Origin of the sequence: Catenovulum agarivorans DS-2 (genome assembly GCF_000568405.1) — a bacterium.
GTDB classification, from domain to species: domain Bacteria; phylum Pseudomonadota; class Gammaproteobacteria; order Enterobacterales; family Alteromonadaceae; genus Catenovulum; species Catenovulum agarivorans_A.
This window is the reverse complement of record NZ_ARZY01000001.1, coordinates 89,788-114,990: the sequence shown is the minus strand read 5'-3', so window position 1 is coordinate 114,990 and position 25,203 is coordinate 89,788. Positions and strand designations below refer to the sequence as shown.

The window sequence follows — 25,203 nt, the reverse complement described above, 5'->3', positions numbered from 1 at the left end:
TTTATAAACGCAAAAAGCCGGCACAAGGGCCGGCTTTTAATAATTTGAACTAATTAAGCAAATTATTTTGTTGCAGTAGCTGAAATTTCTGCTGTTACACGACGGTTTTTCTCACGGCCTTGTGCAGTAGAGTTATCCGCGATTGGGTTAGTTTCACCTTCACCACGAGATAACACACGCTCAGACTCTAAACCAAAGTTATTCACTAAATAAGCGGCAACACGTGCAGCACGCTTTTCAGACAACATTTGGTTGTAAGCAGCAGAACCAGAAGAATCAGTGTGACCAACTAAAGTTACAGTTGAATCTGGGTACTGACGCATAAAGTCAGCTACTTTTTTGATTTCATCATGATATTCAGCAGGCACAACACTACTGTTGTTCGGGAATGAAACATATAACTGAATAGAAACAGTTTCAACTAATTGCTCACGACAACCATTGTCAGTCACTTTTGCACCTTCAGGCGTCATTGGACATTCGTCTAAATAATCGTATACACCATCAGCATCACGGTCAAATGGACAACCTTGGCTGTTTACGCGTACGCCAGTTGGTGTATTTGCGCATAAATCAGCTGAATCAGCTACACCATCAGCATCGGTATCAACAACAACTGGTTTTACTGGTGCTTTAGGAGCAGTCGTTTTAGCTGCTGATTTTGTCGACTTGCTGCTCGCCTGACCGAATTGATATTTAAGACCGATGCTTGGCATAGATTCAATCAAAGTTGAGTCAAATGAAACTAACAAATCCCAAAAGAAAGTAGCTGATAATTGAGGCTGAATGAAATACTCATACCCAGCACCTGCGCGAATCGCAACTTTGCTTTCGTCGCCTAAGCTGCCAGCGTCTAATTTGTATTGGCCTAAACCAGCTTTAGCCAACAAGCTATTTTCGCCAACTGGTGCATAACGATATACACCATTTACAGATAATAAGCTTACATCTGTATCCACGGCAGACGCTGTGTCAGTTTCAGTGCTTGCCATGTTGTAATTAACTTCAACAGCCCACTCTTTGTCGATTTGGTAACCCAAACCTAACCATGGACCAATAGCACCATTGTCAACGTTGTGCACATCTGTATCAAAGAAAAACATGTTGGCACCGCCAGTTACATAAACTGGTTCATTTGCCATTGCATGTGCAGAACAAAGCATTGCTGCTGTTAAAGTTGCTAGTTTAAATGATTTTTTCATAGTGAATATCCTTAACCATTTTATTAAAACGGGTGTTGTTTATGAAAGATAGTGACCCAATTACACCATCCTAAAACGACATAAATATGTATACAGTCAAATTATTTTGCGCTTCGTTGCCATGATATCCTAACCTGACTTTCGAAGTGCGATGTGTCAAATTTAACTAAGATGTGAACCAAATCTCATACAAAGTTGGATATATCATAGCTTGTATTAATAAGTGATTGAATAGTAAATAGTGATGTTTAAAGATTTTTTTTAGTTTTTTAACCCCTTTTTGCTCTTTAGTGCGTTTTCTTTACTGATACTGAGTGAATTAAAGAGGACAGCTTATGAATACAATGACATTTTCATCGATTCAACCCAATCACACCTACTCTCACCGTTTAAGCAAATTTTTTAGCATTTTTTCGTTAGGGGCGTTCATTAGCGTTGCACTTTTTGTATTAATGGAACTACTCGTTCGCGTTCCAACTGCCAAAGTAGAACACGACTCCTATTAACAGTCGAAATGACTCAGTGGAGCAATCAATTTAACCATTCTCAAGACAACCAGTTTAATAACCTAGTTCAGCTCACTCCTATAGAAACAGCACAACTCGATCAGACGGTTGTAGCTAAAGAAGTGATCAAGTTATCGGAATTTATTCAATCTATTAACCAACAACAACGCACACTAACCGCAAGTTTTAACCAACATTTATTAAACTACCAAGCACAGTATTTAAATAAACCAGATTCTGTCGTTTATGCTGTTGCAGGACAAATACGTTATTCAGGCGAACAACTGGTTTTACATTTTTGCCAACCTGCTCCGCCTATGCAAAAGTTTTATGCAAGCAAACTCAATCAGCAACAGCAATCAGACTTTTTAAACGCACTGAAAAAAACACAAATGGTAACTGTGTATTTATCTGTTGATGGCAAAATTACCGCGATATCACCCAACTCGCAACAACAGTGCAGTTAAGCGCTTGTGTAAAATAACCAAGTATACAAAGGAGAAAAAGCGCCCTATTACAGAACCGTCAAAACTGGCAATAGGGCGTTAGCAACATAAGGCTATAACATGGGAGCTTATACTCTGTTTGCTTGAACACTTTAACCTGTCGGCTTCCCATAAAGCATAAAAACAAACTCAAGCTATTACAGCAAACTCATAGTGTTAGACCACCTGAACTCGTGTAATGTCGATTAGTTTAGGCATCTTTAAAAAATGCTCAAGCTGAATACGTATGTAATCCTTTTTACAATAATTTATCTTAGCTAACTTCTAACTCAGAGTTCGCGTTAGCTATTCAATTTAGAAAACGTTTTCTGTAAAATAACTGTAATTGACGACATTTAGGAAAAATTTTCATGGCCAGAATGGGTATCAAACAAATTGCCGCACTTGCAGGTGTGTCAATCGCAACAGTTTCTAGAACATTACGTAATCCAGAAATCGTTTCAGAACAAACCCGCAATAAAGTACAAAAAGCAATTGATGAATCTGGTTACAAACCAAACAAGTTAGGCGCAAGCTTAAGAACCCACAGAAGTGGTAATGTGGTGGCAATTATCCCAGATGTAACCGACCCCTTTAATTCAGGCATAATATGCGCCATCGAACAACAAGCGCAAAAACTCGGATACTCGGTATTACTCGGAGATACACAAAACGACAAAGAGCGAGCCAAGCAATATGCAGAAATGGCCGAGTATGGTCAAGCTGACGGTATTATTTTGTTTTCTCATGAATTGCCATTTAATCTTGACCCGAATAAAAATGTGCTAGAACAACTGCCGCCGTTAATTAATGCCAGTGAAGCAACTGAACATCAAGAACTGCCCAAGGTATTAGTCGACAATTATTCTGGTGCATGCCAAGCCACACAGCATCTGATTGACTTAGGCCATAAACGTATTGCAATCATTACTGGTCCGCTACAAACAAACAGTACACAAGAACGGCTACGAGGTTATAAAGATACTTTATTTAGCGCAGGTATTGCTTACGATGAACAGCTTGTATGCGAAGGTGACTATCACTTAGAATCTGGCATGAATGAAACCGAAAAGTTATTGCTGTTAAAAGACCGCCCAACCGCTATTTTCTGTTTCTGCGACGACATGGCAATCGGTGCCAGTAAAGTTTTAAAAGAAAATGGCTATAATATTCCAGCAGATGTTTCATTGGTTGGCTTTAATGATATTCGATATGCAACCTATATGACACCAGCTTTAACAACAGTTCGCCAACCTGTTGCCGAGCTCGGACGTATCGCGATGCTGCAACTGCATCAATTGTTAAACAAGGCACCAGCAGACAACGAAACCGTGCTGCCGGTCGAGCTAATAGTGCGGCAAAGTACGGGGCCAAACAAAACAAATTAATAATTCGATTTAGTCTAAACTGATTTCAACCAAGCCAAAATATCTGAATGTGAGGCAAATATTTTATTCGCTTTTGTCAGTTTAGCGATTGGCGTAAAACTATGTTGGATCGCCACACAGGTAACGTTTGCCCCCGTGGCGGATTCAATACCACCAGCTGAATCTTCTAATGCAACCGCACAACGCGCCGACACCTGTAAATGCTCAAGCGCAGCTAGGTATGGCATTGGATCGGGTTTATTTTTACTTGTATCTCCTCCCGCGACAATGCAATCTACTTTGCTCAACAAACTATGATGCTGCAGACTGCGCATAACACTGGGGCGCTCTGCACCAGAGACCACAGCGAGTTTAATCTGTTGGACTTTTGCCCAATCAATAATATCGCTTATACCTGGCATCAATGGAAACGCCTTTTGCTGCAGATAGCTATCAGTCTGCTGCTCTTTTATTTGAGCTAGTTCTGCGGCGGCAACAGGTAATTGATAACGCTCAACCAAATGCTCAGCAGTCAAATTGCCTGGGATACCAATTCGAGGAATAAAATCCTCGAAGGTATATTCAACTTGATATTCAGCTAAAATTTCCTGCCAAATCTCAAACTGAGCGGGTTCAGAATTAACTAAAGTGCCGTCGTGGTCGAGCAACAAAGCTTCAATTTTATCAAGCATAATCGATCACTAACTCTGCTTGTTTAATTTCGCCTGGCGCTAAATACCAGCTATCAGAAAACGCATTTCCTCTTTCAACACAAACAAAACTTGGATAATTTTCTTCACCTAAATCCCCCATAGACGCCGCTTTTTCTGCAGCAGGGTTCCAAACAATTGCACTTCTACAACTATCACTCTTAAGCGCTATTGGCGTTTGTGTTTGTATAATTTGCTCACTGGCAACATTAAGATAGATACGATCCACTTCGCCATTAAATACCACGTCACCTTGTTGGATATGAGCCTGGTATTGGCAGGTGTTATCTAGATAAGTGGTCAAATCTAACCCTTGTACTTTTGCTTCTGCCAATGCAGATACAGGGTGATAACTGTGTAACGCAAAGCTGATTGGCATTACTTGGTCGGAATGATTTTGTGTTGCAAGCTTCAACTCTATCTTTTGCCCCAAAATCACTTGAAATTCAGTAGCAAATGCAAACGGGAAAAGGCCCAGCGTGTCAGCATCCGATTGAGTAGAAAAAGTTAAGGCTATGCGCCCATCAGTAAATTGCTGCGCCCGCTCCAAATGCCAACTTCTATTGCGAACAAAGCCATGGCTAGGTTGTGATTTATCCAGTTGGTTTTCACCAAACCAAGGGAAACAAATCGGCACACCCCCTCTAATTGCCTTACCTTGCTTGTAAGCGACTTTGGGGCTAACCCATAACAATGGCGCTCTGCCTTTGGCAGAAAATTCAATCAAGTGTGCGCCTTGCAAACAAATTGTCGCTTTACACAAAGCTGAATCTATTACCAACAATGGGAGTGCGTCGTGTTTATCACCATAGTAACTTTTGGTATCGGATAAATGAACCGCGTTAATATTCTGAATTTTGCTTTCAATTGTCATGTATGTTTGCCTGCCTGTAATAAAATCGCGCGTAAGTATAACGTTTACACTCAGCCCAACCAAGTCGCGCAATCAATTAGATGAAAAATAGCAAAAATAAATTTGAGCAAAGCTTTATATTAGTCATCCATACTTGGTACAATATTGCCATTAAGTTCTATTGTTTAGTCTCTAGGAGCCACTGTGGCCGATCAAAAAACCTCTTTAAGTTATAAAGATGCTGGCGTTGATATCGATGCTGGTAATGAATTAGTCAACCGAATTAAAGGTGTAACCAAGGCAACTCGTCGCCCAGAAGTTATGGGTAATATTGGTGGATTTGGTGCACTATGCAGAATGCCTGAAAAATATAAAAAGCCACTTTTAGTTTCAGGTACAGATGGTGTTGGTACCAAATTAAGACTAGCAATCGACTTAAATTATCACGACACCGTAGGGATTGACTTAGTTGCTATGTGCGTCAATGACTTGATTGTACAAGGTGCTGAGCCACTATTTTTCTTAGACTACTACGCTACAGGTAAATTAGACATAGATGTGGCCGCATCTGTCGTTTCTGGTATAGGCGAAGGCTGTAAACTGTCTAACTGCTCACTAATTGGTGGTGAAACAGCAGAAATGCCTGGCATGTATGAATCAGAAGATTACGACATTGCTGGCTTCTGTGTTGGTGTTGTAGAAGAAAGTGAAGTTATTGACGGTACACGCGTGCAACCGGGCAATAAATTAATCGCCCTAGCCTCCTCAGGCCCACATTCAAACGGTTATTCATTAATCCGTAAAATTTTGGAAGTTTCACAAGCTGATTTAGAAGCCCCACTTGCGGGTAAACCGTTAAAAGACCACTTAATGGAGCCGACCAGAATTTATGTTCAGTCGGTATTAAAATTATTAGAAACCGTTAAAGTTAGCGCCATTTCACATATCACAGGCGGTGGTTTCTGGGAAAATATTCCACGAGTATTACCAGAAAACAGCAAAGCGGTTATCGACAGCAGCAGCTGGCAGTGGCCTGAAGTATTTAAATGGCTACAGCAAGCTGGTAATGTTGAAACTCACGAAATGTTACGCACCTTTAACTGTGGCGTTGGTTTGATCATTTCTGTTCATGAAGATGACGCTGAAGCGGCATTGGTAAGCTTACGTCAATCGGGCGAAAAAGCTTGGATTATCGGCCATGTTAGTGAAGCGGCTGATGGTGAAGAACAGGTAGAGATGGAATAACAGTGTCAAAAAATATTGTTGTATTGATATCTGGAAGCGGTTCTAATCTGCAAGCAATTATTGACGCTTGCCAAAGCGGCCAAATTGATGGCCGCATTAGCGCTGTTGTCTCTAACAAAGCCGATGCCTATGGACTTGTTAGAGCAGAAAACGCTTCTATTCCCACCCACACGTTAAACCACAAATCTTTTGCTAGTCGTGAAGACTATGATACAGAATTAGCTAAGCTCATTGACAGCTATCAACCTGATCTGGTTGTGCTCGCTGGCTTTATGCGTATTTTAACTGCAGGCTTCGTGCAAAAATTTGTTGGTAAAATGTTGAACATTCACCCATCTTTGCTGCCTAAGTACCAAGGATTGAATACCCACCAACGAGCATTAGATGCTGGCGACAAAGAACACGGCGTAAGTGTTCACTTTGTTACCGAAGAGCTCGATGGTGGTCCTGTTGTGTGTCAAGCTAGTATAGATGTGGCTCAAACTGATACAGCTGACAGCTTGGCGCAACGTATACATGTGAAAGAACACATTATTTACCCCTTAGTGGTAGATTGGTTTTGTAAAGGCAAGTTAACCATGAAAAATGGCCAAGCTTGGCTAGATAACAAAGTTTTACCGGCAACCGGGATAAGATATGTTGAAGAGAATTAGTGGTTTATCATTTTTGTGTATCATGGCAAGTTCATTAGCTTTTAATGCACCTGCTAAAGCTGTTGAAACCCAAGTCTTAACACCTTTTACGGCTAAATATAAGGTGTCAAAAGGACGCTTAAATTTGGGTAGCGCTAAGCGCCAGCTGTCACAAATTGGTGAAAACCGCTTTACCTTCTCATATTTTTCAGATTTATCTTTGTTAATTTTAAGCGACCATAGACGTGAAACGTCAGAGCTAATTATTGAACAAAACCAAAAAGTTAAACCTTTACGCTACTTATTTAAACGTGAAGGAACTGGCAGTGACAAAAGCACAACACTGGAATTTACTAATGGCCAAGTGTTAGATGTTGAAGCAGACAGACCGATTGACGTTGCTAAAGATATTCAATGGTATGACGAAGTCAGTTATCAACTACAACTAAAATTAGATTTAGCTGCTGGCAAGCAAGAGATGCAATATTATCTAGTTAACCATAAAAAAAGAGATAAATTGTACCACTTTAAAGTCGTAGCTGAAGAACTGCTTGAAGTTCCAGCAGGTAAAATTGAAACTGTTAAACTGCAGCGAATCAGAGATGATAGCAGCGACAGAGTGACTGAATTTTGGTTAGCTCCAAAACTCGGTTACCTATTAGTACGCATCCGCCAAGAGCGTGGTGGCAGTGAAGTTGCAGACGCTCAGTTAGAGCAATACGTATTTAACCCACTGTAAATATCCAGTAGTACTGACTCAATTAATTAGGCGAGTTTAACTCGCCTTTTTTGTATCTGCTAACTAACCAGCCTTCCCGTTAAGCCAACAAAATCCGCACATAGAAACAATCACAATAAGTATATAAAAATTAATTATACCTGTTTACTTAACCAGCAGTTGACCTGTATAAAACATCAGTATACTGTATATCCATACACTTTACTGGATAAACAATCAGGTGCTGCTATGAAAACATTTATTGCGATTAAACCCAACCAACCGATTCAATTGTGCGCGACCAGCGATAACCAAGCTGAAACTGTTACAAAACGTTTTTGGCAAAAAGTCGCTAGAATTCAAGAAACTAAACGTTGGTTGTGCGTTGTTGCACCTCAAAATATGCCTTCAAGGCAGGCACTAGAAGAAATGGGCGTGCAACTAAATAAAATGTTGGTTATCCATCAAAACAAAAGTAAAGCAATTGAAACCATTATAAAGGCAGTTAAAGCGGGTAAATGCAGCACTGTTGTAGGCTGGGTAGAAGAATGCAGTAGTTTGCAATATCAAGCTTTAACAGCACTCGGCGCACAAAATAACTGTAATACCCTATTAGTTAAAGCTGACAGTCAGGCGAAATCGAAATCAACTAAACGAGCAGCTTAAACATCCAGTTTCGTGCATTTGCACCTCTCACCCGGCCAGGTTACTGGCCTTTTTTTATGAAAGTTTTGCGGACTTATCTTCCCCCTCATCAATATTCACTTGCTCAATCGATTTAAACCGAGTTGAAATTTTGTCTGCTGATATATGAATTTTTCTAACATCATCTGCTGCTTGATCGATATGCCGAGCAAGCATATCAAAACGCCCTTGAAAACGATTAAAATCTTCAGCTAAATGAATTAAGTGCTTTTGAATCGTATGAATTTGGCTACGCGTCGCTTCATCTTTTAATACAGCTTTTGCAGTTGTCAACACAGCCATCAATGTGCTTGGTGACGTTAACCAAACTTTTTGCTGCCACGCAAAATCAACAATATCCGAATGGTACGCATGAATTTCAGCAAAAATAGCCTCTGCAGGTAAAAATAAAATCGCACTTTCTGCGGTTTCAGGTGGCAGAATATATTTGCTGGCAATGTCTTGAATGTGCTTTTTAATATCTTGTTTAAACTGGCGCTCAAAAGCTCGTTTTTCAATCTCTGAAATTTCAGGCTGCAACAAATTTTTAAACGACTCCAGTGGGAATTTTGCATCAATGACGATATTGCCTGTTGGTTTTGGCAATAACAATTGGCAATCGGCAATTTTTCCGTTTGACAGTTTAGACTGTTTTATAAACTGGTTAGGCGCTAGCACATTTTCAATTAATGAATATAACTGCACCTCACCAAACGCACCACGACTGCGCTTGTCGGTTAAAACACTTTGCAAACTAACAACATTGCCTGAAAGTTCAGTAATTTTTTTCTGCGCCTCATCAATAAGTGCCAATCGTTGTAAAATATCAGAGAAGGTTTTAACTGTATTTTCAAAGCCCTCAGCAAGTTTATCATTCATTTTTTGAGACATTTTGTCTAAGCGACTTTCGGTTATATTGGATAATTCGTTAAGCCGCTTTGCAACAGTTTCGCTATGGCTATTGATTGCCTTGGTCAATTCTTGTCTATGCTCATGATGCTGTCGAGCCAGTTTATCCAACAACTCAATTCTATGTTGTGAGTCAGCCTTATCGGCGGTATGAATCAGATTAAGTAATTGCTGGTATTGCTGTGATTGCCTAGATTCAAGGTTAGCGAATGATTCGTGCACTTGATTCATTAATGACATCCGCAAGTCATTAAATTCATGCATTTGCGCCTGCAATAATTTATTTTTATCTTTACTGACAAAACGCGCAATACACAAAATAATCAATAATAAAGTAGAAATAGCACTTAAAACAAAAATAGCAGGAAACAACCAAGCAGGATCAAACATAAGCCAACAATAAACTGTAAATATTTACAGTGAATTTAACACATTGATGAATTGGTTGCCAACGGCAATTATTCGCTATACTAAGATGAGTCTAGCCAATAAATGCACGTGCCTGTGAAAACTTATATTAAACATCTAACTTTAGCATCTAGCCTGTTGTGCGTGCACAGTGTATGGGCAAACATCGCGTCACAATGCCAAACTGACTTTAACATCATCCACTTTGTGCCCGATAGCACAGACGTCGGCTTTTGGAAACAATTTACCCTTGCATCAACGGCTGCAGCACAAGATTTACAACTAAACTACCAGGTTATTTCATTACCAAAAAACACCCGAAACAGATATGTTTTTGTCAACGCCATCCAGCAAAAGTTGGCACAATCTCCCAAACCAGACCTTGTTATAGGTTATTTTTATTTGCATGGCGAGGTGAGTATATTGCGTTTTTTTGAACAAAAACAAATTCCATTTATCAGTGTGAATACCAGCCTGCCAACTGCAACCATATTACAAACTGGTCAACCTAGAGAAAAATTTACCTACTGGTTAGCCCATATCAGTCCCGACGACACCAATGCAGGTTATCAACTTGCCCAGTACCTTATCCGTGATGATACAAGCAATAACACCATTGCTGTGATTGCTGGCCAAGCACAATCTATGGTCAGTGAGAATCGCATCAAAGGTTTAACTAATTATAGTCAGCAACATGCAATATCATTATTACCAACAATTCATGTAGATTGGAGCGCTGTTAATGGCTACTCTGTTACCCAGAAAATACTCTCACGCGTTAAAGAAACCAATATTATTTGGACAGCTGCTGCGTCGATTGGAGTAGGCAGTGCCGAAGCGATTCAAGAGTTACCAACCGAGCAGCAAAATAACATCACCATCGGCTCGTTTGATTGGACACCTCAAGCGATTGAAGCAATAAAGACAAAACAGATATCCGTTAGTTACGGTGGGCACTTTTTAGAAGGTGCATGGGCGTTAGTATTAGCGCTAGATTATTTAAATGGCTTAGACTTCGTCGATGAAACTGGCTCGACAATTACGACTCGGTTACACCCGTTGACACAGGATAATTTAACGCAAGTGAGCGAGCTTGTAACGGGCAATGGATGGAATAAAAACGATTTTAAAAAGTTAAGTAAGTGTTTTAATCCTAGCTTGGTGCATTATAACTTTAACGTGCAATCCTTACTAAAGCAGCGGTAGTGCTTATGCCCTACCGCTCAATCGGCCAATTAATTTAGTTTTTCATCTAACTCAGCAATTTTAGCGCTCCAAATTGCAGGGCCTGTTTCGTGAACATTGTTGCCATCAGAATCAACTGCTACCGTGACTGGCATATCTTCTACTTCAAATTCGTAGATGGCTTCCATACCTAAATCATCAAAAGCCACGACTTTTGACTTTTTAATAGCTTTAGCAACTAAATATGCAGCACCACCCACCGCCATTAAATAAACGGCTTTATGCTTTTTGATCGATTCAACGGCAGCAGGACCTCGCTCAGCTTTACCAATCATGCCCATCAAACCGGCTTCTGCTAACATCATATCAGTAAATTTATCCATACGAGTTGCAGTTGTTGGGCCTGCAGGGCCGACAACTTCATTACCGACCGCATCAACTGGACCAACGTAGTAAATAAAACGACCGTTAAAATCAACACCGTTCGGCAAAGCTTCACCACGTGCCAAATACTCTTGAATACGCTTATGTGCTGCATCACGACCGGTTAAAATTTTACCCGATAACAATACAGTATCACCCGCTTTCCAGCTTTGCGTTTCTTCTTTAGTGATTTGGTCTACATTTACTCGGCGAACATTATCACCAATTTCCCAAGTAACCTCAGGCCAATCTTCCAATTTAGGCGGGGTTAGATCAGCTGGGCCTGAACCATCTAAATAAAAATGTGCATGACGTGTTGCTGCGCAGTTAGGGATCATCACCACAGGTTTCGACGCAGCATGAGTAGGTGCGGTTTTAACTTTAATATCAACAACAGTTGTTAAACCACCTAAACCTTGTGCTCCTATGCCTAGGTCGTTGACTTTTTTATACAGCTCTAAACGTAACTCTTCTTCCGCATTTTGTGCGCCACGCTCTAATAGCTCTTGAATATCAACCGATTCCATTAAACTTTCTTTGGCAAGAACCGCCGCTTTTTCTGCAGTACCACCAATACCTATGCCTAACATACCTGGTGGACACCAACCCGCGCCCATAGTTGGTAATGTTTTTAATACCCAGTCCACAATTGAATCGCTTGGGTTTAACATCACCATCTTCGATTTATTTTCAGAGCCACCGCCTTTCGCAGCGATCATCACTTCAATTTTGTCACCCGCAACCATATCAATATGAACAACAGCAGGTGCATTATCTTTGGTGTTTTTTCTTGCTCCAGCAGGATCTGCAACAATTGATGCACGCAATGGATTATCTGGGTTCAAATAAGCTCGTCGTGTACCTTCATCAACCATCTGTTGCACAGTCAAATCATGTTTGTCCCACTGCACTTGCATACCAATTTTAACAAAACAGGTCACTATACCTGTGTCTTGGCAAATAGGTCTGTGGCCTTCAGCTGACATGCGCGAGTTGATTAGAATTTGCGCCATAGCATCTTTAGCTGCGGGGTTAATTTCTTTCTTGTAAGCAGCTTCAACGGCTTGAATATAATCTAACGGATGATAATAGGAGATAAACTGTAAAGCATCAGCAATGCTTTCAATAAAGTCTTGTTGCTTTATGACTGTCATGGTATTTCCTCGGTGGCTTGATATCTATTTTCCAATAAGCGTGCAATATGATAACCTTGTTGTCCATTTCTCGCCATTGGCACATGCAATTGTTTAAATGAACACCAGCCCATATTGTACACAACTTGAGCTGTCGCCAAATATCGACGCAGCTAGTATTTTTTCGGTCGTAGCCCATGAAAATGGTGCGATGTTTTTGGACTCTGCAAACGCTCAGCATCAAAACAGTCGCTACGATATATTACTCTGTCAACCATTGGCAACTTTACGCTACCAAATGGGTAAAACCCAAATAAAATTACTAAATGGTGGCTATCTTTCTGAGAGTTCAGAAGACCCTTTTAGAGCGGCTAGACGCTTGCACAAAGAATTAATGCCAATCGATAAACTAGCGTCCAATGATCTTAGCCATTTGCCATTTGCTGGTGGTACCGTAGGTTGGTTCTCTTACGACTTAGGTCGCAGTATCGAAAAGCTACCAGAAATAGCGTTGGCAGACATACAATTGCCAGATATGTACATTGGCATATTTGATTTTGCGCTCATCAAAGACAACCAAAACAAACAGTGGTACGCACTCGACTATCAACCTGAATTAAAGCGCATTGAGAATTGGCTAAACCGCTACCAACAAGCCACAACCAAGGACAATCGTTTTTGCTTGTTGACTGAATGGCAGTCAAATATGAGTAAAACCGCCTACCAAGACAAATTTAATCAAGTAAAACATTACTTACGATCAGGTGATTGTTATCAAATAAACCTAGCGCAAAGATTTAGCGCTGAATATTCGGGTTGTACTTGGCAAGCATACTTAAATTTAAGAGCAAAAAATAAAGCACCATTTTCCGCGTTTATTCAACAAGGACACCACAGTGTTTTATCGATATCGCCCGAGCGATTTTTGCAGGTACAAGGCCAGCGAGTAGAAACCAAACCAATTAAAGGCACATTAGCACGTGGTCAATCTGTTCAGCAAGATCAACAACAAATAGATAAGCTTAAGGGTTCAGCCAAAGACCGAGCTGAAAACCTGATGATTGTAGACTTGTTACGCAATGACATCAGTAAAGTTTGCGCAGCTGGTACAGTTAAAGTTCCTAAATTATTTGATGTCGAGAGCTTTCCTGCTGTTCATCATTTGGTGAGTACAGTTACAGGTGAGTTAAACCAAGGTAAAAATGCCTTTGATTTGCTAAAAGCTTGTTTTCCTGGCGGCAGTATTACAGGTGCCCCTAAAGTAAGAGCAATGGAAATTATTGAAGAGTTAGAACCACACAGGCGCACAATTTATTGTGGCGCAATCGGTTTTATTGACTGGCGTGGCAATATGGATACTAATATCGCCATTAGAACTTTAGTTGCAGACTCGCAGCAAATCCACTGCTGGGCTGGCGGGGGTCTTGTTTACGACTCAAAATGTGCGCATGAATACAAAGAAACTTTTGACAAAGTTTCAAAAATTCTACCAGTTCTTAGCGAACAATTGCAGCAGGCGTAAGTTGGTTACAATCAATGCAAGACGACGCTTATTTCAACCAAATTTTATCTCGGCTGCTGCTCAGGCCTAGACCTAGCCTAAGAACCAGAGGATATCTACGCCAAGCTAAAGCCAAAGATGCTGCAGTTCTTTTATTGTTGGTTAAAGCACAAAAACCGTATTTTTTGTTAACCCAACGCAGCAGCCAATTGAAACACCATGCCAATCAAGTTTGCCTACCTGGAGGCCGTCAGGATGAAGGAGAGTCTTTATTCGCTACCGCTGTACGCGAAACAGAAGAAGAGCTAGCAATCCCGCGCCAACAGATAAAACCGGTAACAACTATGGAATGTATTGAAACACCGTCAGGTTATCGAATTAGTCCTTTTATCGGCTACATTCCACAATACGTTGCGGTTAAAGCCAACGCAGCAGAGGTTGCGCATGTCTTAACCATAAGCGTTGACGAGTTTTTATCGAAGGAAATTAACCAACAAGTATATCTAATGGCAGGCCGCAAACATAAAGTGCTGTCGTTTAGCCATCAACAACGATTAATATGGGGTGCTACAGCTGCGATTTTAGATCAATTTAAACGCTGGCTTATTTAACCGGCAACTTAAAGTCTTTAAACATAGCGTCAATATCTTCCGCATTTTTGAGCGCTATCGCTTTGTCGACAATATCACGCGTTAAATGAGGTGCAAATCTCTCGATAAAGTCATACATGTAGTGTCGTAAAAAGGTGCCTTTCCTAAAACCAATTTTGGTTGTACTTGGTTTAAACAAATGAGAAGCGTCAATTGAGACTAAGTCTAAATCGTTTTTGGTGTCTACTGCCATGGTCGCAATCACACCAACGCCAACGCCCATACGTACATACGTTTTGATAACGTCTGCATCTGTCGCGGTAAAAACAATCTTTGGCTCTAAACCCGCTTTGCTAAACGCACTATCTAATTCAGACCGACCTGTAAAGCCAAATACATAAGTCACAATGGAATGCTGTGCGACGTCTTCAAGAGTAATGTGTTTTTTTCTCGCTAAGGGATGGTCACGCGTCACTACGACACTTCTATTCCAGTGGTAACAAGGCAACATTATTAAGTCGTTATACAAATGCAATGCTTCAGTCGCAATGGCAAAATCTGCTTCACCTTTAGCCGCGGCATCACTGATCTGCGAGGGTGTACCCTGCAACATGTGCAACGAAACTTTTGGGTATTTTTGCATAAAACCTTTAATTACAGGTGGCAATGCATATCTGGCTTGGGTATGTGTTGTCGCGATATTAAGTTTGCCTTGATCGGGCAAAGTATGTTCGCGAGAAACCGATTTAATGCTCTCAACTTTAGACAATATCTCGCGTGAAATTTGTACTATCTCACGACCTGCAGAAGTAACATGGGTTAAATGCTTGCCGCTACGGCCGAAGATTTGCACACCGAGCTCGTCTTCCAACATCCTTACCTGCTTACTAATTCCGGGCTGTGAGGTATATAAACTCTCCGCTGTCGCAGATACATTTAAGTTGTGATTCACAACCTCGACAATATAACGCAATTGTTGAAGTTTCATGGTTCCACCGCTAATTGAGACGCTTTATTCTGATTTAGAATAGTTTGTTAGGGTTTTATTACTTTTTCTTAAGTTTATACTGGGTAAAAATAAAATTCGATGATTAATTACCACTTTTAGCGTAAATTCCATATAAAGCCAAAAATGATTGACAGCCTTTGCTAGTTTTTGAGCAATCGACTATTTTAATCATTGACACAGCACAAGCCACAAAATTAAGAGGCATAAAATGGACAGAGATCCACAAATAGACTTCTCGACCGTGTTGGCATCCGCGGTACACGATATGAAAAACTCTTTATGTATGCTGATTCAATCAATAGAGCATTTGGGTCAAAACTGCGCTCAGCATGATCCCGAGCAAGCAACTGAATTAGCGAGCCTGCACTACGAAGCCTCTCGACTAAACACTAACCTTTTACAACTTTTATCTTTGTACCGAGCTGAAAAACACCAGCTCCCGCTGACCATAGAAGAAAATTTTGTGGCTGATTTGGTCGAAGAAATGTTAGCCAAAAATGAGCTATACATTGAAAAGAAAGGCTTAACCATAGAACTAGAGGTTGATGACGACTTGTGTTGGTTTTTCGATCTCGATTTAATTGGTAATTTACTCAACGATATTTTTATCAACGCAATGCGTTATAGCAAAAACTTAATCAAAATTTCTGCGGCTATTTACAATGATCAACTAGAGATTTGTATTGAAGATAACGGCAATGGTTACCCACCTGAAATGTTGCAACTTATCGATATGCCAATGCAAGAGCTAAATTTATCTACTGGTCGCACTGGTCTGGGCTTATTTTTTGCAAGAATGATTGCCAGCGCACATACCAACAATAAAAATACAGGTCGAATTGAGCTAAAAAATGGCGGCAAATACAATGGGAGCGTGTTCAAACTGATACTTCCATAAACAATTTTGTCTTCTACTATTTGCAAGTCGACTAATAACGATTATTCTTGTACTATCAGAAGGTTAAAAATTTAACAATAATAACCCTATTCAATCAGGATTTGAGATGATTTTTTCTATTGTAATAGCGCTTGTCGTCGCTCTTGTAGTGTTAGCCATAGTTATAAATGCAGTTCAGCAGCACAAAGAAAAGGTGGAAGCTGAAAAACGTAACGAAATAGCAAAATATAAAGCTGTCATTGAAGATACTGAATCTCTGTTAATGAACATAGGCAATATACCTGTTAGTAATCAACTTGTTTTGGTATTGCACCAGCGTGTTTTAGATGCAGTAAAAAACATGTATGAGCTCATGCCTGAATCCAACGAGCTAAAACAACGTGTTAGGGATGCTCAAGGCCGTGTGCAAAGTATGGATCCGAACGAAAAGGTTCAGTCGGAAGACAGCTTTGCATTACCAGATGACGAAAGAGCAACCATTGCCCTTTTGCAAAGTATCAAAAAATTGCGTTCAGCCCTGCGAGCAGAACATAGTAAAGGCAAAGTTGATACTCATTTATTTATGAATGAAGACAAGCGCCTTGACAGGCTGCAGTTAAGAATAAATGTTGAAAGTTTAATGAATCGTGGCCAATCTGCCCGTCAAGGACAAATGCTTGGTTCAGCTCGCCAATATTTTGAAAAAGCCTTGTCAACCATTACATCGCAGCCAGTCAGAGACGATTATATTAACCAACGTAAAGCTGAACTAGAAAAAACCTTAGCCGAAATCAACGAAGAGCTCAAAAACTCTAACGCTCGCGACAGAATAAAAAAACAAGCAGAAGAAAAAGACGACTTGGACATGCTTTTTCAACCGAAAAAGAAATGGTAATGATCGGGTTAATCTTGCCAAGCTTGTATTCTAAAATGGCAGCCTAGTAGAGCCTAGTAGGCTGCCATTTTTTATAGTTAACCCAAACTCTGAATAACCAGTTAGTTATTCAACTACAACGTCGACATAATACTTTAAAGCACCATCAACTTGTTGCTTTATCAAACCATGTACATCGGTTTCGAAACCTGCAAACTCATTATTAAAATCTCGCGCAAACTGCAAATATTTTATTATGGTTGCATTAAAGCGCTCACCTGGGACCATTAGTGGGATCCCTGGAGGATAAGGTGTTACCAGCATTGCGGTAATTCTGCCCGCTAGCTCATCAATACTCACCCGCTCTACTTCTCTATGGGCCATTTTTGCCCAGGCATCTGCTGGCAACATTGCAGTTTCAATATCCGACAAATACATATCCGTGGTTATTCGAGCAACATCGTAACGACGATACATATCGTGTATTTGCCGACATAAGTCAGCCAGGCCAACTCGCGCATATTGTGGGCATTTGCCGACAAATTGTGGCATCACTCGGTGCAAAGGTATATTTGCATCATAATCATCTTTAAACTGCTGCAACTCTGTAACCAGCGAATTCCATCGGCCTTTAGTAATACCTATGGTAAACATGATAAAAAATGAATACAGCCCAGTTTTTTCAACCACTATGCCATGCTCGGATAAATACTTAGTCACAATCACAGCGGGAATGCCTAATTTCGAGAACTCACCATGAATATCTAGTCCAGGCGTGACCAGCGTAGCTTTTATCGGATCTAACATATTAAAATCTTCAGATATGTCAGCAAACCCGTGCCAGCTGTCCTGCTGACGAATAATCCAGTTATCTTGACTACCAATCCCTTCTTCAGGCAGGCTATCGGGCCCCCAAACTTTAAACCACCAATCATGTTCACCATATTCATGGTCTACTTTGCGCATAGCACGCCTAAATTCAATTGCTTCGTTGATTGATTCTTCAACTAAAGTACGGCCGCCAGGCTGTTCCATCATAGCCGCGGCAACATCACAAGATGCAATAATCGAATACTGTGGGCTGGTTGACGAATGCATTAAATACGATTCGTTGAACCTATGCGTATCCAACTGACGTAAACTCGCATTTTGTACCAAGATTTGCGACGCTTGCGACAACCCTGCTAATAATTTATGGGTCGACTGTGTTGCAAATATTACCGTATTGTCCGCTCGCTCACCGGTTTGGCTAATCGCATGCATATCTTGGTAATATTCATGAAATGTCGCATGCGGTAACCAAGCTTCGTCAAAATGTAACGTGTCGATATAGTTATCTAGTTCATGTTTGATTTGCTCAACATTGTATAACACGCCGTCATACGTGCTTTGAGTAATAGTTAAAATGCGTGGTGTTTTACTTTTAGCATTGGCCGCAAATTTATTTTTTGCGATCTTAGCTTTGATCGCTTCAGCGCTAAATTCACACTTGGGAATTGGCCCAATTATGCCGTAATGATTGCGCGTTGGCATTAAAAACACGGGTATCGCGCCTGTCATGATGATCGAATGTAAAATTGATTTATGGCAGTTACGATCAACAACAACAATATCACCGGGTGCAACAGTTGAGTGCCACACTATCTTGTTTGAAGTCGATGTACCATTCGTGACAAAAAATAGGTGATCACAGTTAAAAATGCGCGCCGCATTTTCTTCGCTGGCCGCAATAGGGCCAGTATGATCCAATAATTGCCCCAACTCATCGACCGAATTACATACGTCGGCACGCAACATATTTTCACCAAAAAATTGATGAAACATTTGTCCTACCGGGCTCTTTAAAAAAGCCACCCCACCAGAGTGCCCCGGGCAATGCCATGAATAGGATCCATCCTCAGCATATCGCACCAACTCTTTAAAAAAAGGCGGAGCTAACGCTTGCAAATACTTTTTCGCTTCACGAATAATATATTTCGCAACAAATTCTGGTGTGTCTTCAAACATATGAATAAAGCCATGCAATTCACGCAATATATCGCTTGGAATATGTCGCGATGTACGGGTTTCACCATACAAAAATACTGGAATATCTGGGTTACGGCGTCTAACCTCTGCAATAAAAAGGCGCATGCTTGCCAATGCCTGTGGATTAGCCATTTCATCTTCATCTAGAAGTTCGTCGTCATCAATTGAATAGATAAATGCACTGGCTCTGCTTGATAGTTGTGCAATTGAGCCTTGCGCAGCGTAACTTGTTAATCCGACAATATCCATGCCAGCATTTTCAATAGCTTCAGCAAGTTCTCGAATACCTGAACCAGAAATGTTTTCGGCTCGAAAATCTTCGTCAAAAATAATGATAGGGAATTTAAATTTCATACGTATATCTCACGGTTATGTGTCCGCGAATACACATTAATATCAAGGTATGTGCAGAGTACGGACATAAGAATAAACAGGCTATTCACCAATTAAATTGGGACAACTTTGCCTACCTGACCGCTCTGCTTGGGTACGTCTTAGAAAGGAAACTTACGCCAGCTCGTCTGGCGCGAATTAAAACACATTTAGCCTAAATGAAAAGCGTTTTTTGAATTTTTTTACTGCCCTAGTCAATATCCTTCAAAGGCCATTTAACGATGTAATCCTCGAAAAAATCGATATCCACTTGATTATCTTTTAACACTTTGCCTCGAACAGTTATACCCGCCTGATGCATCTTAGATTTTTTGCCTTTATTTAACAAAGGATGCCAAGATGCCAGCCCTCGCCCTTCTTGCAAACGACGATAACTGCAACTAGGTGGCATATAAAAAATATCAGATAAGTTTTCTGGGGTAAGTTCAACACAATCAGGCACTAACCTGCGCCGTTCAGAATAGACAGTACAAGAACAAGTTTTATCGTTTAAATACTGGCAAACCACATTGGTATATTCCAACTGCTCACCATCGTCTATATAATCTGTGGTTGTTAAAGACTCAACCGAGTCATCGGCGATAAACTTATGCAGGCAGCACTTACCACAGCCATCGCAAATCTGTTCCCATTCAGCTCGAGTCATTTCTTCGAGCTTTTTAACTTCCCAAAATGCGGGTTTCGAATTCATATCGGTCAAACTTCAAATTTAGTTGGTCATTTACATTAAGATTAGCGACACCAGCAGGCGTACCCGTTAACACAATATCACCTGGTAACAGGGTAAATTGCTGACTAATTTCTGCCAATGCCATTGCAATACTGTGTTCCATCAACTTGGTATTTGATTGTTGGCGAGCACGACCATTTACCGCCAGTGAAAAATCAATATCTTGCAGATTCGCAATGGCTGACACAGGCACAAAGCCAGATATAGGACATGATCCGTCAAACGCTTTCGCGCGCTCCCAAGGTCTACCTTGGCTTTTCAAACGCTTTTGCACTGTTCGCAAGGTTAAATCTTGCGCTATGGCTAGTCCCCAAATTGCAGATAAACAGTGGTGTTCATCTGCTTGGGTTAGAGATGATTTTATCAGTACCGCGACTTCAGTTTCGTTATGGCAATCACCTTGCTCTGTTGGTATCGAAAACGACGGCGTCAATGGCACGAGTGCGGTTGTAGGTTTCATAAAAATCACCGCCTCTTCCGTTACCAAAGACGACATCTCTTCAATATGATCTGCATAGTTGCCGCCCAAACAAACCACTTTACCTACAGGCAAATCAATGGGTTTACCATCTATATCTAAGTGCTGATATGTCATGTTAACTAGCCTTATTTAATCGCCGGATAACCGATTCTATCTGCCAAATAACCTACCGTCGTAACAAAATAATACGAACGATTCCAGTGCATCAGCACTTTGTAGTTATCATAGGCTAAATAAACTCGACCTTTTTCACCATCAGGGATCAACATAGCGGCTTTAATATTAACCTTGGGCAAATCACTGCCATCCATTCTGCGCACGCCCCTTGCCTGCCAAGTTGCTAAGTCGACCTCAGTTTCTTTCCATTTTTTTAACCAATGCGAGCGCCCATTAGTACTTTTGGGTATGGCTAAACTAAAATCGAAATCTGCTGGCACTTTTACTTGGCGACCCCAAGTTAAATTGTCATTCCAGCCTTCACTTTTTAAATAATTGGCCGCGCTGGCAAACACATCCGCAGGATTAGACCAGATATCTTTAATACCATCTTTGTCGTAATCAACAGCATAAGCTTTAAATGAGCTAGGAATAAACTGAGCTTGCCCCATAGCCCCTGCCCATGAACCTTTAAGTTTTTCAAAAGGCGCTTGCCCCGTATGAACGATATCTAAAGCATCCCATAGTTGCCGTTTAAAAAATGCACCTCTGCGGCCATCGTAGCTTAACGTAACCAATGAAGACACCACTGGATAGTTGCCTTGAATCTTACCAAAATTACTTTCAAGCCCCCACAAGGCGACAATAAACCTAGGCTGTACGCCATACTCTTGGCCAATCTGCTCGAGCAAAGCTTGATGTTCTTTGTATTTAGCCCGAGCGCGCTCAACCTTCCATTCTGGCACACGCTTAGGTAAATAGGTTTCTAATGTTTCAACAAACTCAGGTTGGTTGCGATCTGCTTTAATGACTTTTGGCTTAAACTTAACATCTGAAAACGCTTTATTGACTAACTCTGCTGAATAGCCTTTTTTTAGTGCCTCAGCCCTTAAATCAGTCACAAATTGATTAAACTTTTTTTCGTCAGCGACTGGATCATACTCTGCAGCAATTGAAACAGGTGAAACTGCAAGTAAAACCGCTGATGCTATTAGTTTAGTTAAACCAAATTTAGTCAGAATTTTTTTCATTGTTTAGATCCTTTTTCACATAAGCTTTCAGTTCATCCAACAGGTTCTCTTTCGGTGGCGGTAATTGCAAATAAAACCCCTTGTCGGATAACTCTTGTTTGACCTTATCAATATCTGCAAGCGCCAAACGTTTCTTCTTCGACAAATCCAATATAATCACAAAATGCGCCTGACCGAAAGATTGCATTAGGGGTTCAGGAACTTGCGCAAAATCATCCTTTTTTGCTAAATATAAGTAGGTATCTTCTTTTTTTGAACTTCGATATATGTAACAGAGCACAATGATTCACCCTAGCTGAATAGAAAAGACCAGATTGTACAAGCTTTAAACCCAAGTTACTTGGGGATAAACGTGATAAAAGCTTGCGTTCATAAGGGGTGCACTATACCATGTTGAGCAAGTTTATATAGCACAATCTCATGTGCCCGCTAACTTTCACAGAGCAAATAAAATAACAATACCAACAATGTCAGATACCAATATTGAACTTAAAGGCAGTGGTTTCACCCTGTCAGTTTTGCATCTGCAAAATAATGATTTAACAGCCGCCGCGCAGGCATTGGAAAGTAAAATTTCCCAAGCACCACAATTTTTTATGATGGCGCCAATAGTGGTAAACATAGAAAAATTAAATGGTGAAGCGGTCGACTTTCAACAACTAAAACAAACATTCGAACATTTAAATTTGGTTGTTGTTGGTATTTCTGGTGCAACCGATGAGCAAAAAGCAGCTGCGAAAACCGCTGGTTTAGCCACCCTAAACGCAGCAAAAGCTCAACCAGTTACCACCGACAACAATGGACAGGTTCAAACTCAAGTTCGCTACGAACGAGTTGAAGTACCTGTAGAAGTTGAAGTACCTACCTATAAACCAGCAATGGTGGTTAAACAGAATTTGCGTTCCGGCCAGCAAATCTATGCCAAAGACACTGACTTAGTTGTAATCGGCGCAGTCAGCAATGGTGCAGAAGTTGTCGCAGATGGCAATGTCCATGTATATGGTGCACTGCGTGGTAGAGCGGTTGCGGGCGCTAAAGGTAACAACGAAGCGCGTATATTTGCGCATAAAGTTGAAGCAGAATTAATTAGCATAAACGGCAATTATTGGACGAGCGAACAACTACAAAAAGTGTGTTGGAAACAGTCCGCATGTATTTATTTAGACGGTGATAAAATTACCGTTTCAAGTTTAGAGATTTAGTGAGGGAGTAATTAAATGGCTCGTATTATTGTTGTGACCTCTGGTAAAGGCGGTGTAGGCAAAACCACGTCAAGCGCTGCATTAGGCACGGGTTTAGCCCTAAAAGGTTTTAAAACAGTTATTATCGATTTTGATATCGGTTTGCGTAATTTGGATTTAATCATGGGCGTGGAACGCCGTGTAGTTTACGATTTTGTAAATGTAATAAATGGCGACTCAAACTTAAATCAAACCTTGATTAAAGATAAACGAGTAGATGGTTTGTATATCTTACCGGCTTCGCAAACACGTGATAAAGACGCACTTACCCGTGAAGGTGTTGAACGCGTTTTAAATGAATTATCCGAAACCTTCGACTATATTATTTGTGACAGCCCTGCTGGTATAGAGCAAGGTGCTTTAATGGCGTTATACTTTGCTGACGAAGCCATTGTTGTAACAAACCCTGAGGTTTCGTCTGTTCGAGATTCTGACCGTATTTTAGGTATTTTAGCCTCTAAATCACGCCGAGCAGAGCAAGGTAAAGACCCAGTAAAAGAACACTTGTTGTTAACTCGCTACAATCCTGGTCGAGCTGAACGTGGCGATATGTTAAGTGTTGAAGACGTGAGCGAAATCCTTGCGGTTAAACTAATTGGTGTCATCCCTGAATCACAAGCAGTATTGCGTGCTTCTAACGTTGGTGAACCGGTTATTTTGGATGAACAAAGCGATGCGGGCCAAGCTTATGTGGACACGATAGAGCGATTGTTAGGTAATGAAGTAGAATATCGTTTTATTGAGGAAGAGAAAAAAGGCATCTTTAAACGCTTATTCGGAGGTTAATGGACTATGTCATTACTAAGTTATTTTCGCCCAAAGAAAACAACCGCGGCAAACCAAGCTAAGGAGCGTTTACAGATTATTGTAGCGCAACGACGCAGAGCCGATGATACTTCTGAAACGCTGAGCGCAATGGAAAAAGATATACTTGAAGTAATACGAAAGTATTACATGAATATCGACTCTAGTGCGATTTCAGTTCAACTTGAACAAAATGAAGATGATTTGTCGGTACTAGAGCTAAACGTTACCTTGCCGGATGACGACAAATAAATTAGCGTGCTGCAAAACTAACATGTCGTTTTACCCGTATACCCTGTAAAACGACATAGCAGCAAACGGAGTAACCAATGGCTAGTGAAGCAGCTTTAAAAGTCAAACAAGCTTTAATTGCTAGAAACCTTGAAACCCCCCAGGTCGACACATCACTTTTACCTGAAGAAAAAAAAGTTAAAATTGCAGAGCACATGAGCAATGTGATGCAATTACTTGGCCTAGACTTAACCGACGATTCATTATCAGAAACGCCCAAGCGCATTGCCAAAATGTATGTCGATGAGATTTTTGGTGGGTTAAATTACGACAACTTTCCTAAAATAACAGATATAGAAAATAAAATGGGTGTAGACGAAATGATCACGGTAGATCAAATTAGCGTCAGCAGCACCTGCGAACATCATTTTATTACCATAGACGGTTATGCAAGAGTTGCATACATTCCACAAGATAAAGTGATTGGTTTATCAAAAATAAACCGCATTGTGCGCTTTTTTGCTCAGCGTCCACAAGTGCAAGAAAGGTTAACCCAACAAATTTTAATTGCGTTACAAACTTTGTTGGAAACAGACGACGTTGCGGTATCGATTAAAGCAACCCACTTTTGTGTGAAAGCGCGCGGGGTTATGGATGCAAATTCACTGACACAAACCACAGCGTTAGGTGGATTATTTAAAACCAACCCAAGTACTCGGCAAGAGTTTTTAAGGTAATATTTGCTTCGTTAACTCAGTTAATAACAAAAAGCCGCTGAAATCAGCGGCTTTCGAATT

The 25,203-nt window shown here is 40.7% G+C and carries 26 protein-coding genes; 15 read left to right on the top strand and 11 right to left on the bottom strand.

Translation table 11 applies throughout. From position 1 onward, the window contains the following. Positions 1 to 62: 62 nt before the first annotated feature. Complete coding sequence (locus DS2_RS00525; protein WP_035012622.1) at positions 63 to 1,202, bottom strand: OmpA family protein; 1,140 nt, start codon at positions 1,200 to 1,202, stop codon at positions 63 to 65. A gap of 514 nt (positions 1,203 to 1,716) precedes the next feature. Between DS2_RS00525 and DS2_RS00520 the strand changes: the two genes are divergently transcribed. After that, complete coding sequence (locus tag DS2_RS00520; protein WP_035012621.1) at positions 1,717 to 2,175, top strand: hypothetical protein; 459 nt, start codon at positions 1,717 to 1,719, stop codon at positions 2,173 to 2,175. Positions 2,176 to 2,564: 389 nt separating this feature from the next. Next, positions 2,565 to 3,581, top strand: coding sequence for a LacI family DNA-binding transcriptional regulator (locus DS2_RS00515; RefSeq protein WP_035012619.1), 1,017 nt, complete (start codon positions 2,565 to 2,567; stop codon positions 3,579 to 3,581). A 14-nt stretch (positions 3,582 to 3,595) separates the two neighbouring features. Here DS2_RS00515 and DS2_RS00510 read toward each other — a convergent pair whose 3' ends face one another. Together DS2_RS00510 and DS2_RS00505 are read right to left on the bottom strand one after the other, a co-directional pair. Then, positions 3,596 to 4,252 carry an HAD family hydrolase gene (locus tag DS2_RS00510; RefSeq protein WP_035012618.1) on the bottom strand — a complete coding sequence of 219 codons (657 nt, stop codon included), beginning with the start codon at positions 4,250 to 4,252 and terminating at the stop codon, positions 3,596 to 3,598. Then, positions 4,245 to 5,144: a D-hexose-6-phosphate mutarotase gene (locus tag DS2_RS00505; RefSeq protein WP_035012617.1), complete on the bottom strand. Its 900-nt coding sequence runs from the start codon at positions 5,142 to 5,144 to the stop codon at positions 4,245 to 4,247. The genes DS2_RS00510 and DS2_RS00505 overlap by 8 nt, the downstream gene beginning before the upstream one ends. Positions 5,145 to 5,327: 183 nt before the next feature. Between DS2_RS00505 and purM the strand changes: the two genes are divergently transcribed. From purM to DS2_RS00485, 4 genes are all read left to right on the top strand, one after another. After that, complete coding sequence (gene purM, locus DS2_RS00500) at positions 5,328 to 6,368, top strand: phosphoribosylformylglycinamidine cyclo-ligase (RefSeq protein ID WP_035012616.1); 1,041 nt, start codon at positions 5,328 to 5,330, stop codon at positions 6,366 to 6,368. A 2-nt stretch (positions 6,369 to 6,370) separates the two neighbouring features. After that, positions 6,371 to 7,021: a phosphoribosylglycinamide formyltransferase gene (gene purN, locus DS2_RS00495; protein WP_035012615.1), complete on the top strand. Its 651-nt coding sequence runs from the start codon at positions 6,371 to 6,373 to the stop codon at positions 7,019 to 7,021. Continuing rightward, positions 7,005 to 7,739: a DUF3108 domain-containing protein gene (locus DS2_RS00490; protein ID WP_035012614.1), complete on the top strand. Its 735-nt coding sequence runs from the start codon at positions 7,005 to 7,007 to the stop codon at positions 7,737 to 7,739. The genes purN and DS2_RS00490 overlap by 17 nt, the downstream gene beginning before the upstream one ends. 228 nt (positions 7,740 to 7,967) lie before the next feature. Beyond that, on the top strand, positions 7,968 to 8,384 hold the full coding sequence (locus DS2_RS00485; protein ID WP_035012612.1) for a SulA-like leucine-rich domain-containing protein: 417 nt from the start codon (positions 7,968 to 7,970) through the stop codon (positions 8,382 to 8,384). 54 nt (positions 8,385 to 8,438) lie between these two features. On the opposite strand, the gene rmuC is transcribed toward DS2_RS00485, so the two are convergent. Next, positions 8,439 to 9,701, bottom strand: coding sequence for a DNA recombination protein RmuC (gene rmuC, locus DS2_RS00480; RefSeq protein ID WP_051479482.1), 1,263 nt, complete (start codon positions 9,699 to 9,701; stop codon positions 8,439 to 8,441). A 114-nt stretch (positions 9,702 to 9,815) separates the two neighbouring features. Here rmuC and DS2_RS00475 point away from each other — a divergent pair, with 114 nt between their 5' ends. Next, positions 9,816 to 10,925: an ABC transporter substrate-binding protein gene (locus DS2_RS00475; RefSeq protein ID WP_160168523.1), complete on the top strand. Its 1,110-nt coding sequence runs from the start codon at positions 9,816 to 9,818 to the stop codon at positions 10,923 to 10,925. 29 nt (positions 10,926 to 10,954) lie between these two features. On the opposite strand, the gene DS2_RS00470 is transcribed toward DS2_RS00475, so the two are convergent. Then, entirely contained in the window at positions 10,955 to 12,481 is a 1,527-nt protein-coding gene (locus DS2_RS00470) for a fumarate hydratase (RefSeq protein ID WP_035012610.1), read from the bottom strand. Positions 12,482 to 12,578: 97 nt separating this feature from the next. On the opposite strand from DS2_RS00470, the gene pabB reads away from it, so the two are divergent. Together pabB and DS2_RS00460 are read left to right on the top strand one after the other, a co-directional pair. After that, on the top strand, positions 12,579 to 13,982 hold the full coding sequence (gene pabB / locus DS2_RS00465) for an aminodeoxychorismate synthase component I (RefSeq protein ID WP_051479481.1): 1,404 nt from the start codon (positions 12,579 to 12,581) through the stop codon (positions 13,980 to 13,982). A 14-nt stretch (positions 13,983 to 13,996) separates the two neighbouring features. Next, a complete protein-coding gene (locus DS2_RS00460) occupies positions 13,997 to 14,572 on the top strand; it encodes an NUDIX hydrolase (RefSeq protein WP_035012608.1) in 576 nt (191 codons plus the stop codon). On the opposite strand, the gene cysB is transcribed toward DS2_RS00460, so the two are convergent. Beyond that, positions 14,565 to 15,539, bottom strand: a complete 975-nt coding sequence (gene cysB, locus DS2_RS00455; protein WP_035012606.1) for an HTH-type transcriptional regulator CysB — start codon at positions 15,537 to 15,539, stop codon at positions 14,565 to 14,567. The two genes, DS2_RS00460 and cysB, sit on opposite strands and share 8 nt — an antisense overlap. 229 nt (positions 15,540 to 15,768) lie before the next feature. Here cysB and DS2_RS00450 point away from each other — a divergent pair, with 229 nt between their 5' ends. Both DS2_RS00450 and DS2_RS00445 read left to right on the top strand, forming a co-directional pair. Then, the gene (locus DS2_RS00450; RefSeq protein ID WP_035012605.1) at positions 15,769 to 16,458 is read left to right on the top strand and encodes a sensor histidine kinase; all 690 of its coding nucleotides are present in this window, start codon (positions 15,769 to 15,771) and stop codon (positions 16,456 to 16,458) included. Between the two features lie 106 nt (positions 16,459 to 16,564). Then, a complete protein-coding gene (locus DS2_RS00445) occupies positions 16,565 to 17,332 on the top strand; it encodes a hypothetical protein (protein ID WP_035012604.1) in 768 nt (255 codons plus the stop codon). A 105-nt stretch (positions 17,333 to 17,437) separates the two neighbouring features. On the opposite strand, the gene DS2_RS00440 is transcribed toward DS2_RS00445, so the two are convergent. From DS2_RS00440 to DS2_RS00420, 5 genes are all read right to left on the bottom strand, one after another. After that, positions 17,438 to 19,693 carry an arginine/lysine/ornithine decarboxylase gene (locus DS2_RS00440; RefSeq protein WP_035012603.1) on the bottom strand — a complete coding sequence of 752 codons (2,256 nt, stop codon included), beginning with the start codon at positions 19,691 to 19,693 and terminating at the stop codon, positions 17,438 to 17,440. 229 nt (positions 19,694 to 19,922) lie between these two features. Continuing rightward, complete coding sequence (locus DS2_RS00435; RefSeq protein ID WP_035012602.1) at positions 19,923 to 20,423, bottom strand: YcgN family cysteine cluster protein; 501 nt, start codon at positions 20,421 to 20,423, stop codon at positions 19,923 to 19,925. Next, positions 20,392 to 21,057 carry a fumarylacetoacetate hydrolase family protein gene (locus tag DS2_RS00430; protein WP_035012601.1) on the bottom strand — a complete coding sequence of 222 codons (666 nt, stop codon included), beginning with the start codon at positions 21,055 to 21,057 and terminating at the stop codon, positions 20,392 to 20,394. Before DS2_RS00430 ends, DS2_RS00435 begins: the two co-directional genes overlap by 32 nt. A gap of 11 nt (positions 21,058 to 21,068) precedes the next feature. Continuing rightward, entirely contained in the window at positions 21,069 to 22,130 is a 1,062-nt protein-coding gene (locus tag DS2_RS00425) for a lytic murein transglycosylase (protein ID WP_035012600.1), read from the bottom strand. After that, entirely contained in the window at positions 22,111 to 22,410 is a 300-nt protein-coding gene (locus DS2_RS00420; RefSeq protein ID WP_081754137.1) for a YcgL domain-containing protein, read from the bottom strand. The genes DS2_RS00425 and DS2_RS00420 overlap by 20 nt, the downstream gene beginning before the upstream one ends. A 187-nt stretch (positions 22,411 to 22,597) precedes the next feature. Between DS2_RS00420 and minC the strand changes: the two genes are divergently transcribed. From minC to folE, 4 genes are all read left to right on the top strand, one after another. Continuing rightward, positions 22,598 to 23,332, top strand: coding sequence for a septum site-determining protein MinC (minC, locus tag DS2_RS00415; protein WP_035012598.1), 735 nt, complete (start codon positions 22,598 to 22,600; stop codon positions 23,330 to 23,332). Between the two features lie 15 nt (positions 23,333 to 23,347). Continuing rightward, positions 23,348 to 24,157: a septum site-determining protein MinD gene (minD, locus tag DS2_RS00410; protein ID WP_035012597.1), complete on the top strand. Its 810-nt coding sequence runs from the start codon at positions 23,348 to 23,350 to the stop codon at positions 24,155 to 24,157. 6 nt (positions 24,158 to 24,163) lie between these two features. Then, the gene (gene minE / locus DS2_RS00405) at positions 24,164 to 24,427 is read left to right on the top strand and encodes a cell division topological specificity factor MinE (protein WP_035012596.1); all 264 of its coding nucleotides are present in this window, start codon (positions 24,164 to 24,166) and stop codon (positions 24,425 to 24,427) included. A gap of 77 nt (positions 24,428 to 24,504) precedes the next feature. Beyond that, positions 24,505 to 25,143, top strand: a complete 639-nt coding sequence (gene folE, locus DS2_RS00400; RefSeq protein WP_035012595.1) for a GTP cyclohydrolase I FolE — start codon at positions 24,505 to 24,507, stop codon at positions 25,141 to 25,143. Positions 25,144 to 25,203: the final 60 nt, after the last annotated feature.